This is a genomic window from Dyadobacter sediminis, assembly GCF_005860765.1.
GTDB classification, from domain to species: domain Bacteria; phylum Bacteroidota; class Bacteroidia; order Cytophagales; family Spirosomataceae; genus Dyadobacter; species Dyadobacter sediminis.
This window is the reverse complement of the sequence record NZ_VCEI01000025.1, coordinates 175,440-190,712: the sequence shown is the minus strand read 5'-3', so window position 1 is coordinate 190,712 and position 15,273 is coordinate 175,440. Positions and strand designations below refer to the sequence as shown.

Below are 15,273 nucleotides of genomic sequence, written 5' to 3'. Positions count from 1 at the left end.
TGTCCGGAAAAATCAGGAAGTTTATTAATAAAATCAATTTAGTTATTTACAGAATACCATTCAAAACAACAACCTGCTTATATACCGGCGGGCATTATTCCGGAATCCAGAAAAGGATATGAAGCTGGAAAAGAAACCCTGAACATCGTCCCTCTTTCAGGATGGCTTTCAATGTGCATATGGGCATGGAGCATGTTGACAAGCTTTTTAACAATAAACAGGCCAATGCCTTCCCCACCCGAATGCTGGGAAACTTCCGTTTTTGTTCCGTCTGCCTTGTTATGGTCTGCTTTCAGTTCAGAGTCGTTGAGTTTGCTGATCAGTTCATCCGGAATGCCCGGCCCGGTATCCTGAACCATCAAAAACCAGCGCTGTTCTTCTCCGTCCTCTTCATTTCCCCAGCTTATTTTTACTTCGCCCTGACTGGTGTATTTGATTGCATTTAAAATCAGGTTCTGTGCTATGCGGCGGATTTTGACCACATCGCCTTCAATCTTCATGCCCTGCGGCCCGGAATACGGCAGCAACAGTTTCTTGTGCTGTGCCATTGCAAATGAAGTTTCACATAATTCGGTAAACAGCTCCGAAACATCGAATGATACGATCTGCAATTCCTCCTGCCCGGATTCCAGCCGTGAATAATCCAGAAGCTGGTTAATCATGTAAGTAACCTGCTTCAGGCTGCGCTGCAGCATATCAAGCGTTTTGCTGCGGTCTTCTTCCACATCAATCATATTCAGCAGGCTGGCGGCACCTACAATGATACCGAAGCTTCCTCTCAGATCATGCGAAGTGGAGCGAAGGAATTCCCCGCGGTCCCGCACATACTGGCGCATGCTTTCGAGTGCAGCCAGCGTCTGCCCAGCTCCTTCCAGCTGCTGTATCAGTTCATACTGCTTCTTTTCCGACTCCTTTATAGCCGTAATGTTAAGCTGCGTGACAACGACTCCAGAATCGTGTTTGGTAATGGAAATGCCGAGCCATTTGCCGTTTTCCTGCAGTTTTTCTTCATAATGGTTGGTTGCAGTCAGTGCAACATGCTTCATTTTCTCAAGCTCAAAGGCAGAATAAAGGTCAGACGCCATTTTGTACTCGGTACCGTTGCTTAATTCAGGGAAATACTTCCGGAACTTGTGATTATAGATCAGAAGCTTGAAGTCTTCAACTTTATTCGAATCGCTGAAAAGCGTTTTGAAAAATCCGATGGATGCAGGCGAACTGTCCAGCACGGCCTGAAGACTTTCCGCAGTTTCAGTCAGTTTGTAATTGGCATTCTCAAGTTCAGTGTTGACATGCTGAAGTTCCCGTGTGCGCTGGTCCACATGCCGGTTCAGTTCCTGCGTCATCATTTTCTGCAGATGAACTTCCACGCAGTTTCCGATGTAGCCGGTAAATGCATTGTTACTGTCAAACATCGGTTTGGCATTTTCAAGCATCCAGCGGTAAGCGCCGTCTGCACGCAGCAGGCGGTATTCAAAATTCAGGGGCTTGCGCGCGAGAAAAGCCTGTGAATAACGGGCAAGATAATTTTCCTGATCTTCGGGATGAATGTGCTTGATGATATCCATTTCCGATTGGTTACCCGTAAACTCCTGCCATGCTTTGTTCAGAAAGCTGATCTCGCCGCTGGATTTTGAAACCCAGATCAGTGTCGGAGCATCGTTGATCAGGTTTACAAACCACGTTTGCCGTTCCTGCAACAATTTCTGAGCCCGGCGGTGCTCGGTAATATCTTCCATAACGAGCAAAATTGCCTGCTGACGCTGATGTTGCACCACTTTACGTGCATGCAGCAGCATGATTTTATCTCCTACACCTTCAAAGGCAAGACTAACCTCAAAAGAATTGATGATGGCATCGTTGACGATGACATTCGAGAGCATTTGCCGTAATACCGAAATATCCCATTGTCGCTGGCCCAGCTCGTAAAGCATCATTCCGCGGATATTCTGCTCCGGGATACGGAAAATTTTATGAAACGCCTTGTTGGCGACTTTGATCCGCAAGTTTTTGTCAAGTACCAGCGTAGCTTCATGAATGGTATTCAGAATGGCCTCCGAATAGCCGTAAGCCTCGGTAAGCTGATCGTTGCGGACCTGAAGTTCCTGATTGATCGTCAGCAGCTCTTCATTCGTGGATTCTATCTCTTCCTTGCTCGTTTCCAGCTCTTCATTGATACTCTGAAGTTCCTCATTGCTGCTCACAATTTCTTCATTGGCCGACTGAAGCTCCTCGTTCGTAGCCTCGTGCTCTTCAATAATGGAATGCATGTCTTCCCGTAGAGCGGCAAGCTGCTCTTCCAGTTCCCTGATACGCTGGCTACCGGCTTCCGAGTAAGGCAGCGAGGCAGGTTTTTCAGGGATTATTTCCTGAAAAAGAACAAGGCAAAGCAGCTGATCAGCAGGACCCTTTACTGGAACGGCTTCAATTTTCACGTAATGTGTCTGGCCGTTTACCTGAATTTCCAGTCCCGACCGGGAAACCGGCAGGCCTGTTTTCCGGGCTTTATGAACCAGATTCCGTAGTTCCAGAACCAGCACAGGCCTTGCCATCCGGGCCAGATTGAAACTTGGTTTGCCCGGCGAAGGTTCAAGAAAAAGTCCGGTGGAACCGCGCAGTTGTATAATTTCCAGATCCTGATCCACGACAACGCTCGCCGGAACATAACGGGTCAGCAGCAGGTCGTCAATGATTTGTTCAAGATCGATTGTAGTTACGGGTGAGTTACCCGATACTGGCCTTTTTTGTGGCATCTGGGGTAGTTTGGCTTCATTTGTATAAGAACCGACATCATAAAGGATTTTGGCAGAATAACCGTTTCTGCGTGTAAAAACCTTGTGATTTTTGTCTGTCTGGGTAAACAGGGAAGCAACGCTGCTTGCTCCTTCCGATTTTCCCAGCAGCAAATGTCCTTCCGGATTCAGCGCATAATGAAAGCTTTTCAAAGCCTGCTGCTGTAACTGATTGTCAAAATAAATCAAAACATTGCGGCAACTTACCAGATCAAGCCTTGAAAAGGGAGGATCTTTCAGCAGGTTATGCGGCGCAAATACGCAAAGGTCACGAACTGCTTTGTTAATCCGGTAAGTACCGTCCACTTTTACAAAAAAACGTTCAAGCCGTCCCGCCGAGATATCCTGTACTTCGCTTGCTGAGTAAATGCCCAGCCTTGCCTTTGCGATGGCTGCTTCGCTGAGGTCACTTGCAAAAATATGAATGTTTGCCGCCCGGGTTCCGATTACTTCCAGAAAGATGATTGCCAGCGAATATGCTTCCTGACCGGTGGAGCATCCTGCGACCCATATCCTGATCGCTTCTCCAGGGCTCTTGTTGTCTATGATTTTCGGCACCAGCTCATCTTTCAGGTACGCCATTGTATCTGTATCCCGGAAAAAATTGGTTACATTGATCAGCAGGTCGCCGTAAAGCAGGTTAGCTTCCGAGGCATGCAGTTTCAGGTACTGGAGATAACTTGCAAAGGTTTCCAGCTTGAAAAGCAGCATGCGTCTTATAATCCGTCTTCTGATTGTTGTGATCTTATAATTTTCAAAATCTACCCCGAGTGATTTTTTAAGATATCTGAGAATCAGGACAAGATCTTTATCAACAGCCTCCTGCTGCTCTTCGTTAAACTCGAATGACCTGAAAATGGCCGAATTCTTGCTTAGCCTTTGTAATTCTATGGCAATTTCTTTGGGAGAAAGGATCAGGTCCACAACTTCCTCGGAAATTGCAGACATCGGCATACTTTGGAATTTGGCACTTTCGTCCTGTACAATCGTTATGCCGCCCGCCGACTTGATTGCTTTAAGGCCCAGTGTGCCGTCGCTTCCGATCCCGGATAGCACAATGCCGATAATACCGTCTTTCTGATGTTCAGATAAAGATATAAAAAAGCTGTCAACCGGCATATATGATTCAGACGGCAAGTTGCTGTTAACCAGCACAAATTTCCCGTCAACTGCTTCCAGCCCGGAATCCGGATAAACAATATAGAAATGATCCGGCAGAATCCTGAGCCCTTCGGCAGCTTTCAGCACAGGCATGGACGTAAGCGTATCCAGCGTAGTTTCCAGCCGGGTTTCATGCTCCGTAAAAGCATGCTGTATATAGATAAATGCAAGTCCGGTTGTGGTGGAAAGCAGTTCCAGAATCTGCGTCAACGCTTCCAGTGCTCCTGTCGAACCGCCGATGGCAACAATAAAACCAGGTATTTGGCCGGATTGTTTTTTTTTAAGCTTGTTTTTATTCTCTGACATTGTTTACTAACTAAAACTTAAAAAATCACCAGCAGCATATGTGTATTGCCAAAAGGGATGGACTATTTAAAAGTAGAAGAAATCGGAATGAAATTACAATTTATGGCTTTACTTACAAATAATTTTAAGGCTTCTTCTTTCTGAATGGATATAGACTGCAAGCTTTATAGTTTCTGATTTGTAGAATAATTGCCTGAACCGCAGCGCCTTTGTTGTTCGTATGGCCTGTTGAAATACTTGTTATTCCACAAAGTGAGTTCATGCCCGTATCTTGTGTGCATCGTTTCATCAATCAATAGCTCATTCGTACCGCCGGATTGCTCTGCGCCCAGGCCGGTTATCTGACGATAAAAGCAGACTGTTACCTTTATTAAAAAATAGTTTATTTATTCATGTACGGAAATAGATTCTCCGAAACAGCCTCCCGGCCAGTGTCCGGAAAACCAATGCCACGATCCGCGATTTTACAGCCGGCAGAGGATTCCAAGCCGCTTTCAACACCAAAAAACAACCTCGTCCGATACCGTACACCTTTGTACGATTCCGAACGATCACGACTTCGCTTCAAAAGAAAACTATTTGGCTATCAATAGCTTAATATTCTGGCAAGGCTTTTTAAAAAGTGTTGACATCAGAGAAGCGGGTATTTGCACCTGAATCTTCAATCCCTGTTTTTATATGATCAAGTTAGACAAGATTTCCAAATATTACCCGGCAGGTTTTGGCAAGACGTATGTTCTGCGCCACATTGATCTCGACATCAAAGAAGGCGAATTTGTATCCATTATGGGGCCGTCCGGCTCGGGAAAATCAACTTTGCTGCATATTCTCGGCCTGCTGGAAGAGCCGTCCGAAGGTGAGTACCTTTTTATGGACGAACCCGTTCAGAAACTTTCCGAAAAGAAACGTACGGAGCTGCACCGCCATCACATCGGTTTTGTTTTTCAGGCCTATCACCTTATTGACGAACTGACTGTATATGAAAACATTGAAACACCTTTGCTCTACAAAGGAACTTCGTCATCGGAACGCAAAAGCCGCATCGCCGAACTGCTCGACCGCTTTAATATGGTCGCCAAAAAAGACCTTTTCCCGCATCAGCTTTCAGGCGGACAACAGCAGCTGGTAGGCGTGGCGAGAGCCATTGTACACAATCCGAAAGTGATCTATGCCGACGAACCGACCGGAAACCTGCATTCCGAACAAGCCATTGAAATCATGGAATTATTTCAGAAACTCAACAAGGAAGACAAAGTGACTATTGTTCAGGTCACGCACTCGGAAGTAAATGCAGGCTACGGAAACCGGATCGTACGGTTGAAAGACGGCTGGCTGGCATGAGGCGTCACGCTCATCCGATCCCTATCAAAAATTTAACAGCTATGAAACATTTACTTTTACTTTTCTGCCTGCTGCCGTTGTTTTCAAAGGCACAAAATACGCTGAGCCTGGCCGAATGCGTGGATCTTCTAGTAAAAAACAACCTTACGTATCAGCAAAGCAATTTGCAGGCCGAAGCTTCACAGGCGCAGCTGAAACAGACAAGGTCGCAGATTTTCCCGCAAATCTATATCGGTGCAGACCAGAGCCTGAACATCGGGCGCAGTATTGACCAGTATACCAACGCGTATATAGACGAGGTTTACAGTTACAACGCCATCGGAACCGGTTTGAGAATTCCGGTTTTTCAGGGATTTAAACTCCAGAACCAGATTCGCCAGGGCGTGCTGCTGAAAGAATCCTTTGCGGAAAACAAAACGGCGGTCCTGAATGCACAAACGGTACTGCTCATGCAGGGTTATGTAAATGTACTGGCGACGAAATCCTTGCTGGAAGCTGCTGACCAGCAGGTTGCGTCTTCCCAGCAGCAGGTTGACCGTGTTGAAAAGCAGGTGAATGCCGGCGTAGCAGCCTCCAATCTGTTGTTCGAGATCAGGGCGCAGCTTGCCAACGACCGTTTTGATCAGGTTACGGCACTGAACAATTACCGTACGGCGCGGCTTGCCTTGTTTCAGCGGATCAACATTGCACCCGACGACAAAGTGGAATTTGAATCGCTTGCTCCGAAAGATACTACGCAGCATGCCGACAATGTAGCGGCCATTTACGAAGATGCCCAGAAAACTTTTCCTGAACTGCGCAGTGCCGAACTGTACCGCCAGAGTTTTGTGTATCTGGTAAAATCCATCAAGGCTGAAAATTATCCGTCCTTGTTCATGGGCGCCAATATCCGAGCCTTTTACGCTTCCACCAACACGAACCTCGATTATTTCAAGCAATTGAACGCAACCCGAAACGGGTCTTTAAGCCTGAGCCTCAACATTCCGATTATGGGCCGCTGGGTTACACGTCCGCGCATTGATCTCGCAAAAGTACAGGAACGACAAGCGCAGAATACACTTGATGTAACCAACCAGCAGTTGCGGCAGGCCATAGAGCTGGCCGTACTGAACCTGAATGCGATGGCCGACAAATACGCTGCGGCGCAGGGACAGGTGGAATCACTTACAGCCAGCTTTTCGGTCGTTGAAAGCAAGCTGAACGCCGGAGTGGCGAATATTTTTGAGTACTCGCTTGCCAAAGCCAATCTTGCCAAAGCACAGGCAAATGCCATTCAGGCAAAATACGGATTTCTGATGCAGCAGAGATTGTTACAATATTATCGTCAGGGAAACTGGGAAGGCGTTTTCTGACCTTGAAAAATACAGCATGATAACGGCCAGAAAGCTGCCGGTCAATGTTTTGCAAAGATTGTTAGGTTAAATTTGGTATCGGTAATTTTTAGAGGCAGCCTGTTCGCTGCCTCTTTTTGTTATATTTTTTGTTAAATAAAGCTAAACGATACGGTGGTTACATAAACATCTGTATCTTGCTTTTACTAACTAAAACAACAGTCATGAAAAAACTTCTTCTTATGAACCTGCTTGGCATTTTTTGCCTTGCCGGTGAAACAATGGCGCAAATTCCGGCGGGAACGCGGTATCGCGCCGCCACGCTGAGCCTGGAAGGCTCCAATCAGAAAATAGAATATGCTCTTGAAAAAAACAGCGGCAATTCCGTTTCCTTTAATCCTTCTTTCCAGATCGGCAGATTTACCGGTAATAATAAAATGCTGGGCCTGGGCTTTGGTGCAAACTTTAATTTCAGTAGTGGCAAAAACAAAATTGGAGGTCAGGAAAACACCAGCCGTTACAGTAATAACGCATACACTTTATCGCCTTTTATCCGGCATTACAAAACATTAAACGAAAAATGGTATGCATTCCTGAACACGTCGGTTTATGGTTCTTATCTGAGATCGACACAGCAGAGTTACGACATTGCAGAAAAAGATATTGAGAACGGTTATGGTGCCGGGCTTACCGTTGTACCCGGCATTGCTTACCGGCTCAAATCAAGGTTTGCGCTGGAAGCGGACGTGAACTTATTGTCACTGGGAATCGGGTACAGTCATATGAACGACAATAATTCCATCTCTTTTAATTCAGCTGTAACAACCGGACTGACAAGCTATTTTTCTTTAAGGGCATCGTGGTATATTCAAAAAGCAAACTAAATCAGCTATGAAAAAGATCTTCATTTTTACCCTTATGCTGCTGTTCTGCACAGCCGGCTACATACATGCGCAGTTTGCAGGAAGAAAATTTATTTCCGGAGCAGCAAGCGTTAATTTCTTCAACCACAATCCCGATCTGACGACTTCCACCAATGGATATAATTACAACATCAATATTCACGCCGGGAAATTCAAATCCGAAACAAGGGCCAGCGGCTGGAATCTCAGCCATTCATTAATCGGCGGAAAATCGTATATGCCCAATAGCGAAGTAATGAAAACCTACAAAGGCATCAATAATTTAGGTTTTGGCATTGGCCGCTTCTGGCAGTATTACAAGCATTTCAACAACAAACTGGGTGTCTTTGCAGGGCCGAACATAGACCTTGGCTATACTTTTACAAAAGGTCCGAGTCCGGAATACAATACTCCCAACACAACCCGGGGCCACACGATTGCGCTTTCGGCCGGGCTCAGTGCCGGAATGTATTATCAACTGTCGGAAAAATGGTGGATAACGGCTTCACTCGGATTTTCCAATCCGGTTTTTGTATCCTATTCTGCTTTTGAATCAACACAGCTTCGAACGGATGAAACGATCCTGAGAAACGGTTTTAATTACAAATTAACGCCTGCTATTAGTTTCCCATTCGTAGGACTTGGTTTCCGGTATTTTCTGAAAGAGTAAAAACTTGATTGTTTCTTGATTTTTTCGGCCCGGGATCATTAAAAAGTGGACATATATGCCTTATTTGCTATATCCATTTTATGAATAATGAAAAAATACCTATTGATTTTTGCCTTAATCTGGCTAAATGCTTGTCATAAACCCAATTACACAAATCTGGGTACGCCGTGGGAACCGGATTACAAGGTTGACAGGTCAGAGAATGCGATCAGGGAATTTGAAAATCAGGATATGAAGCAGATGTCGGCGCCGGGCGGAATCGTTCTTACCGGAAGTTCATCTTTTACAAAGTGGAAATCTGCCGGTGAAGATCTGGCGCCTTTGCCCATTATCAACCGTGGTTTCGGAGGTTCCACTTTTCCGGAAGTTATTTACTATGCCGATCGCACGATCACGAAATATCAGCCGAAAACCGTGGTTATTTACTGCGAAAACGATATGTTTGGCTCAAAAGCAAAAACGCCGGAGCAAGTCCGGGACGCATATGTCACGCTTGTAAAACGGATCCGCGACAAACTGCCGGAAGTGCAGCTGTACGCCGTTTCCCTGAAACCTTCTCCTTCCAGATGGGCAAAGCGGGACGATGTCATCAAGGCAAACAGGCTTATTCAGGATTATATAAAAAAGGACCGCAGGCACGGATATATCGACGTATGGCCTGTAATGCTGAAAGACGGAAAACCGGACCCGGCTATTTTCGTAAGCGACAGCTTGCATATGAACGATGAAGGATACCGGCGCTGGACCAAAGTCCTGAAACCTGTTCTTGAAAAAACAGCCTGATGATTCAGAGCTGACGGTGAATTCAGAAAGTTAAAGAAGTAAGGGTATTCGTTTTAACGTAAGTCACCATAAGAACGGAAATGTTCTCCGGGTTTAAAGTGGCATAGCATTCAAATTAATGAAATTAACAGCGGTTTTTGACATTGGCAGGACCAATAAAAAGTACGTACTTTTTGATGAAAAGTATCAGATTGTAGAAGAATTCTCCGAGTCGCTGCCCGAAACGACCGATGAGGACGGGTTTCCGACGGAAGACATAGAACTTCTGACCAACTGGGTAACAAGTCGCTGGACAGATCTGCTGAATAATCCGGAGTATGATATCAAAGCAGTGAATGTGGCTGCCTACGGAGCCAGCCTTGTACATCTGGATGCTGCACACAAACCGCTTACTCCGCTTTATTCGTATCTGAAGCCATTTCCTGAAGACCTTCTCAATCAGTTTTACAGTACGTACGGCGATCCGACCCGCATATCCCTGCAGACCGGCTCGCCCGCTATGGGTATGCTGAACTCGGGCATGCAGCTTTACTGGCTGAAATATACGCAGCCGGAAATTTACAAGCAGATTGCCATGACGCTGCATTTGCCGCAATACATTCTTTATCTGCTGACCGGACGAAAAGTAAGCGATTACACTTCACTGGGCTGCCATACGGCATTGTGGAGCTTTGAAATGTGGGATTACCATGAGTGGGTAAAAGCAGAAGGCATTCACAAGAAACTGGCGCCTGTTCTGGCTTCGTCGTCGTTTATTTACCGTAATGGAGACAAAGGAATCCAGTCAGGATTTGGCTTGCACGACAGTTCCTCTGCGCTGATTCCCTACCGGATGGCTGTTAAAAAGCCGTTTGTGCTGCTTTCTACCGGAACCTGGTGCATCAACTTCAATTCCTTTACTTCCAAACCGTTGACTTCTTACCAGCTGGAACGGGATTGCATGAATTATCTTACGCCCGAAGGCAGCGGCGTGACGGCATCACGGCTTTTTCTGGGAAAAGAACACGATTTTCAGGTCGCACGCATTGCAGAATATTTCCGTGTTGCACCGGATTTTTATAAAAGTGTGAAGTTTGACGATGAAATTCTAAAAGCGGATACGCCCAAATTTTATCCGGCCTGCATGACAGGCAACGGGCCGTTCCCGGAACCAAGCCCTATGGAATGGCAGGTGAGCGCGTTTGCCTCTGCAGACGCTGCATACCATCATCTGATCAAAGGACTCACGGATATGCTTGCCGTTTCACTGGAACTGGTGGGCGTAAACGACGTACAAGCTATTTACATCGACGGCGGATTTGCCAGAAACGACATATTCACCAGACTGATCGCACGTAATTTTCCAAAGCATACCGTGCATGCCACAGACCTTCCGTATGCGACTTCGCTGGGAGCTGCGCTGCATGTTACGCGTCCGCAGAACTTTGAGTTTTTAAATGACAACCGGGAAATCAAGGCATAACCGTTAACTGATCCTGCTCCAGTTCGTTTCCTCTTTACGCAGATTTGCCAGATGAAGGCGTATAGGCTGGTTAACAGACTGGAGCAGTTCCGGGTCCGAGTTCAAAATAGCTTCTGCAGACAGTCTGGCTTCTTTCAGAATCTGTCCGTCCTGCGCAAGATTCGCAACCAGCAGATCCACAAGGCCGCTTTGCTGCGTTCCTGAAAGATCGCCCGGGCCTCTCAACTGAAGATCCACTTCCGCAATTTCGAATCCGTCGTTGGTCCGACACATCGTTTCAATCCGCAATTTGGTGTCCTTGCTTATTTTGTAATCCGTAATCAGGATACAGTAAGATTGCTCCGCGCCCCGCCCTACCCTTCCGCGCAACTGGTGAAGCTGTGACAAGCCGAACCTTTCCGCATTTTCGATGACCATTACAGATGCGTTGGGAACGTTTACGCCTACTTCAATAACCGTGGTCGCAACCATGATTTTTGTTTCCTGGCTAACAAAACGCGCCATTTCGTAATCTTTATCCTTTGACTTCATCTTGCCATGCAGAATACTCAGCGGAACATCCGGAAAAGACCTTGAAACGCTTTCATACCCGTCCATCAAATCCTTCAGATCCATTTTTTCCGATTCTTCGATCAGCGGATAAACCATGTAAATCTGCCTTCCTTTTGCAATTTCATCTTTCATAAACCCGAAAACAGAAGCGCGGTTTGCATCATAGCGATGCACCGTTTTGATAGGCTTTCTTCCTGCTGGCAGTTCATCAATGGCCGAAATATCCAGATCTCCGTAAAGCGTCATGGCAAGTGTCCTCGGAATGGGCGTTGCGGTCATCACAAGCATATGCGGATTAATGCGCGGGTTTTTAGCCCAAAGTTTCGCCCGTTGCGCTACACCGAAACGGTGTTGTTCATCAATAATGCACAATCCCAGATTTTTAAACTGGACAATATCCTCGATCAGCGCATGCGTTCCTACAAGCACCTGCATGGAACCTTCCAGCAGTTGCTGATGAATAACTTCCCTGTCTTTTTTCTTCGTTGATCCGGTCAGCTTTCCAAGATTGATCCCGAGCAAATCCGCAAATTTTTTCAGGCCCATATAATGCTGATCGGTAAGGATTTCGGTCGGTGCCATCAGGCATGCCTGCGCATCGTTGGACAAGGCAAAGAGCATGGTGATGAAAGCCACAATCGTTTTTCCCGAGCCTACGTCGCCCTGCAAAAGCCGGTTCATTTGTTTTCCGGTTTTCAGGTCTTCATGAATTTCCTGTAAAACCCTGATCTGCGCATTGGTAAGACTAAATGGCAGATGATTGGCATAAAATTCCCTGACCAGATCATTTTTGCTGAAAACAAGGCCCGGGTATTCGGTTTTATGCAGCAGCTTATTTTTGATCAGCCGGAACTGATTGTAAAAAAGCTCTTCAAATTTCAGCCTTCTCTGCGCCTGCACAAGCCATTGCTGGCTTTGCGGCAAATGGTAATTCCAGAGCGCGTCTGCTTTTGAGACCAAACGGTATTTCTGGACAAGATTTTCAGGAAGTGTTTCGCGAATGTGCTGATGGGCAATTTCGAGCAGGTTCCGGATTATGCGGCTGAGCGTACGGCTATCCAGAAAACGCTTGCGAAGCTTTTCTGTTAATGGATAAACCGGCTGCCAGAAACCGCCGTTTTCATTTTCCGGCGTCATCAGGTCGATGTCGGGATGCGTCATGCTCCACCTTCCGCCGAAAGCAACGGGTTTGCCGTACACAATGTATTCCGAGTTGGGCCGCAGGCTTTTTTCATACCACCCGATACTCTGGAACCAGACCAGCTCCATGATGCCCGTTCCGTCTGTAAAATACGCAACCAGCCGTTTTTTTCCGCCTTCGCCTACGGTTGTCATTTCGCGCAGCCTTCCTTTGATCTGCGCAGCGGGAAGCTGCTCGTTCAGGTCACTGATCTTGTGAAAAACAGTGCGGTCTTCATGCCGGAACGGATAATGCTGAATAAGGTCTCCGTATGTAAAAATATTCAGTTCCTGATTCAGCAAAGCCGCTTTTTGCGGGCCAACGCCTTTCAGGAATTCGATTTTGGTATCGAAAAAACGGGTACGTACCGGTGGATTATTTTCAGAAATCATTATTCAAATATACAATCTAAAATCACTTATCAGGAATGAAAGCGAAAAGGCTTGCTTCACAACTTTTCAATAGCGTAATTCGTTACTGCAAAAATCCAGTTTCATTAAAACCAGTTTATCATTCATTATTTTATGAAAACAACATTTTTAACGCTGTTCCTTACATTGATCGCATTTACATGGGCATCTGCACAAAAAAGCCCGAGAGTGACTGCAAAAGGTGAAAACGTAACCATTGCTTACGGCCAGCCATCCAAAAGAGGACGTGTGCTTTTCGGTAACGCAGGAAGCGGAAGCCTTGAACCTTATGGAAAAGTATGGCGGATCGGTGCCGACAGCGCTACGGCAATTACGTTCAAGAAAGACGGAATGTTCGGCGGCAAGGCGGTTAAAGCAGGAACGTACACGTTTTTTGCAATTCCTGCCGAAAAAGAATGGACCATTATCCTGAACAGCGAAGGAAATCAATGGGGTGCTTACAAATATGAAGAAATCAAAGGAAAAGATGTGCTGAAAGTAACTGTTCCAAACAAGACTTACCCGTCTTCACAGGAAAAACTGACTTTTACCGTTAAGAACAATTCACTTGATTTCCAGTGGGATAAATCAGGTTTTTCTGTCCCTTTGAAATTTTAGGTTTTATAAATCAGAAACAAAAAGTGCCTGTACTTGCCAGAAGTGCAGGCATTTTCTGTTTCTAAACAGTTATAGAACAGGCTCGATATGAATAGCCGAGCAAACAGAACCCGGCCTTCCAATAATGTATATTTTATTATTAAGCCAGTAACAAACCTGCGAAGACAATACTGGTTTTGTTGATGTAATACAATTTCCTATAATGTATTTATCGCCTTTATTAAAATCAATGTTTAATGCAACAGCTGACACATTGTCTGGAACACTCAGGACTGTTTTGACCTTATCCTCAATTAAAATAGCCTGATCAATTAATGAATCCTTATCCATTATCTGAGATCCAACAAGATAAATCTTGTCTTTATTGAAGCTAACATTCCAGATGTAAGCTGAATTATTACCAACAGAAATGAATTCTTTATTTTTCCAGTAACCTGTTAAATAATATTCATTATCTTCAGGTGCGAACTCTCCTGCTGAAAGTACATCATTATTTGCTATTTCAATGCCATTTACTATTCCGACATGATCGGATAACATTATTTTCACCTGATTTTCCCAATAACAAGGCTTTCCTTCATCAATTCCCGCTATGTAAATGTCATTATTATCAAAAGCTATGTCAGTTACACTGGCATAGCCATTACCAAGAATGGTAAAAACATTATTTTCCCACAAAAAGGCATAGTATATATCTGTCAAGCTATCATGGTATAGCCCTACCATGTATAGATTTCCCTTATGAAACTTAATAGCACTTACAAATCCATCATCTTTGCTTATAATTACACATTTTCCATTAACCCAATAACATGGCTTTCCGTTAATTGTCCCTCCTACAAAAACATCACCTTCATTAACTAGAATGTCGTTTGCAAAAGAATGATCATTTGAGAGTATAATTTCTTTACCGTTTTTCCAGTAAGCGGCGTTTGAATAATTATTGAAATTATTAATTGCGCCTGCTATAAAAATATCAGCATACTGATGAATTTGGTTATTAGAATTGATGATTGTATCTGATTGCCAAATGTCTTCTCCTGTTGTATTAAGTAATTTACATTCCCAGGAAGCAACAAGTAAGCATAAAAATGGAAATAGCTTAGTAGAAAATAATAATGCACTCATATAGATGATATTTAAAATAAAGGCAAACTGAATCTTTAAATTAAATAAAGCGCAACTTTTTGAACATGAAAATTTATTTATCCAACTGCCATAAATAATGAGCAAGTGGCTAAAAATTGTCTAAAACATACAAAAATTTTGCTTTGACAAAGTACATTTACTGTTCAACCTTCATAAAAATCATGGCATCCCGGTTTCTCAGCCAAACCGCCTGATCGCGCTGGTTGTTGGCCTGCATGGTCAGAACCGATGAAACGACTCCTGTTCCCAGCGATACCCAGAAGAACTTGCGGAGATTGTCCCTATTGCCTGAAACGAGCGAAACGATTGTTCCGGCGGAGCCAGCGAGTGAAATAAACAATGCGATGTTTCTTGTACGTCTTGATTTCAGGTATAATTCCAGTCCGCCCGGAGAAATCATGAATTCGCTCCGCAAGGCTTTTCCTCCTGAATAAATAACATTGTTTTTAACATAACTGTTGCCGCCTCTCAGGTAAATGGTTTCTTTGTCATACCATTTCCGGGCAAGCTGCAGGGAGCTGTCAGCAGAAAACTGAGCTTTGATTTCAAAGGTTGTCAGCAACAAAAAGAGTCCCGTTATGCATGCAAGCCTGCACTTGTACAAATTGCTGCAGAC

At 44.9% G+C, this 15,273-nt stretch carries 11 protein-coding genes; 7 read left to right on the top strand and 4 right to left on the bottom strand.

The window, feature by feature from the left end:
- Positions 1-77: 77 nt before the first annotated feature.
- Positions 78-4,259, bottom strand: coding sequence for a CheR family methyltransferase (locus FEM55_RS13225; protein ID WP_138281846.1), 4,182 nt, complete (start codon positions 4,257-4,259; stop codon positions 78-80).
- 678 nt (positions 4,260-4,937) lie between these two features.
- On the opposite strand from FEM55_RS13225, the gene FEM55_RS13220 reads away from it, so the two are divergent.
- The 6 genes from FEM55_RS13220 to FEM55_RS13195 all read left to right on the top strand — a co-directional run bounded on the left by FEM55_RS13220 (position 4,938) and on the right by FEM55_RS13195 (position 10,748).
- Positions 4,938-5,600 (top strand): ABC transporter ATP-binding protein, encoded by a 663-nt coding sequence (locus FEM55_RS13220; RefSeq protein ID WP_138281845.1) that lies wholly within the window; start codon positions 4,938-4,940, stop codon positions 5,598-5,600.
- Positions 5,601-5,641: 41 nt separating this feature from the next.
- Entirely contained in the window at positions 5,642-6,952 is a 1,311-nt protein-coding gene (locus tag FEM55_RS13215) for a TolC family protein (RefSeq protein ID WP_138281844.1), read from the top strand.
- 203 nt (positions 6,953-7,155) lie between these two features.
- Entirely contained in the window at positions 7,156-7,815 is a 660-nt protein-coding gene (locus FEM55_RS13210) for a hypothetical protein (RefSeq protein WP_138281843.1), read from the top strand.
- A gap of 7 nt (positions 7,816-7,822) precedes the next feature.
- Positions 7,823-8,503, top strand: coding sequence for a hypothetical protein (locus tag FEM55_RS13205; protein WP_138281842.1), 681 nt, complete (start codon positions 7,823-7,825; stop codon positions 8,501-8,503).
- 87 nt (positions 8,504-8,590) lie between these two features.
- Entirely contained in the window at positions 8,591-9,286 is a 696-nt protein-coding gene (locus FEM55_RS13200) for a GDSL-type esterase/lipase family protein (protein WP_138281841.1), read from the top strand.
- Positions 9,287-9,404: 118 nt separating this feature from the next.
- Positions 9,405-10,748, top strand: a complete 1,344-nt coding sequence (locus FEM55_RS13195) for an FGGY-family carbohydrate kinase (RefSeq protein ID WP_138281840.1) — start codon at positions 9,405-9,407, stop codon at positions 10,746-10,748.
- Positions 10,749-10,751: 3 nt separating this feature from the next.
- Here the strand turns inward: FEM55_RS13195 and recG are convergent, their stop codons facing one another.
- Positions 10,752-12,872, bottom strand: coding sequence for an ATP-dependent DNA helicase RecG (gene recG, locus FEM55_RS13190; protein WP_138281839.1), 2,121 nt, complete (start codon positions 12,870-12,872; stop codon positions 10,752-10,754).
- 132 nt (positions 12,873-13,004) lie between these two features.
- Here recG and FEM55_RS13185 point away from each other — a divergent pair, with 132 nt between their 5' ends.
- Positions 13,005-13,508, top strand: a complete 504-nt coding sequence (locus tag FEM55_RS13185; protein WP_138281838.1) for a DUF2911 domain-containing protein — start codon at positions 13,005-13,007, stop codon at positions 13,506-13,508.
- Positions 13,509-13,577: 69 nt separating this feature from the next.
- Here the strand turns inward: FEM55_RS13185 and FEM55_RS13180 are convergent, their stop codons facing one another.
- Both FEM55_RS13180 and FEM55_RS13175 read right to left on the bottom strand, forming a co-directional pair.
- Entirely contained in the window at positions 13,578-14,636 is a 1,059-nt protein-coding gene (locus FEM55_RS13180; RefSeq protein ID WP_138281837.1) for a hypothetical protein, read from the bottom strand.
- A 157-nt stretch (positions 14,637-14,793) separates the two neighbouring features.
- Positions 14,794-15,222 (bottom strand): hypothetical protein, encoded by a 429-nt coding sequence (locus FEM55_RS13175; protein ID WP_229209247.1) that lies wholly within the window; start codon positions 15,220-15,222, stop codon positions 14,794-14,796.
- Positions 15,223-15,273 lie beyond the last annotated feature (51 nt).

What these genes read in the sequence shown, in the direction of transcription:
- FEM55_RS13195 (WP_138281840.1), top strand. Translation starts at nt 9,405, where the DNA reads ATGAAATTAACAGCGGTTTTTGACATTGGCAGGACCAATAAAAAGTAC.
- FEM55_RS13210 (WP_138281843.1), top strand. Translation starts at nt 7,156, where the DNA reads ATGAAAAAACTTCTTCTTATGAACCTGCTTGGCATTTTTTGCCTTGCC.
- FEM55_RS13200 (WP_138281841.1), top strand. Translation starts at nt 8,591, where the DNA reads ATGAAAAAATACCTATTGATTTTTGCCTTAATCTGGCTAAATGCTTGT.
- FEM55_RS13215 (WP_138281844.1), top strand. Translation starts at nt 5,642, where the DNA reads ATGAAACATTTACTTTTACTTTTCTGCCTGCTGCCGTTGTTTTCAAAG.
- FEM55_RS13220 (WP_138281845.1), top strand. Translation starts at nt 4,938, where the DNA reads ATGATCAAGTTAGACAAGATTTCCAAATATTACCCGGCAGGTTTTGGC.
- FEM55_RS13205 (WP_138281842.1), top strand. Translation starts at nt 7,823, where the DNA reads ATGAAAAAGATCTTCATTTTTACCCTTATGCTGCTGTTCTGCACAGCC.
- FEM55_RS13180 (WP_138281837.1), bottom strand. Translation starts at nt 14,636, where the DNA reads ATGAGTGCATTATTATTTTCTACTAAGCTATTTCCATTTTTATGCTTA.
- FEM55_RS13225 (WP_138281846.1), bottom strand. Translation starts at nt 4,259, where the DNA reads ATGTCAGAGAATAAAAACAAGCTTAAAAAAAAACAATCCGGCCAAATA.
- recG (WP_138281839.1), bottom strand. Translation starts at nt 12,872, where the DNA reads ATGATTTCTGAAAATAATCCACCGGTACGTACCCGTTTTTTCGATACC.
- FEM55_RS13185 (WP_138281838.1), top strand. Translation starts at nt 13,005, where the DNA reads ATGAAAACAACATTTTTAACGCTGTTCCTTACATTGATCGCATTTACA.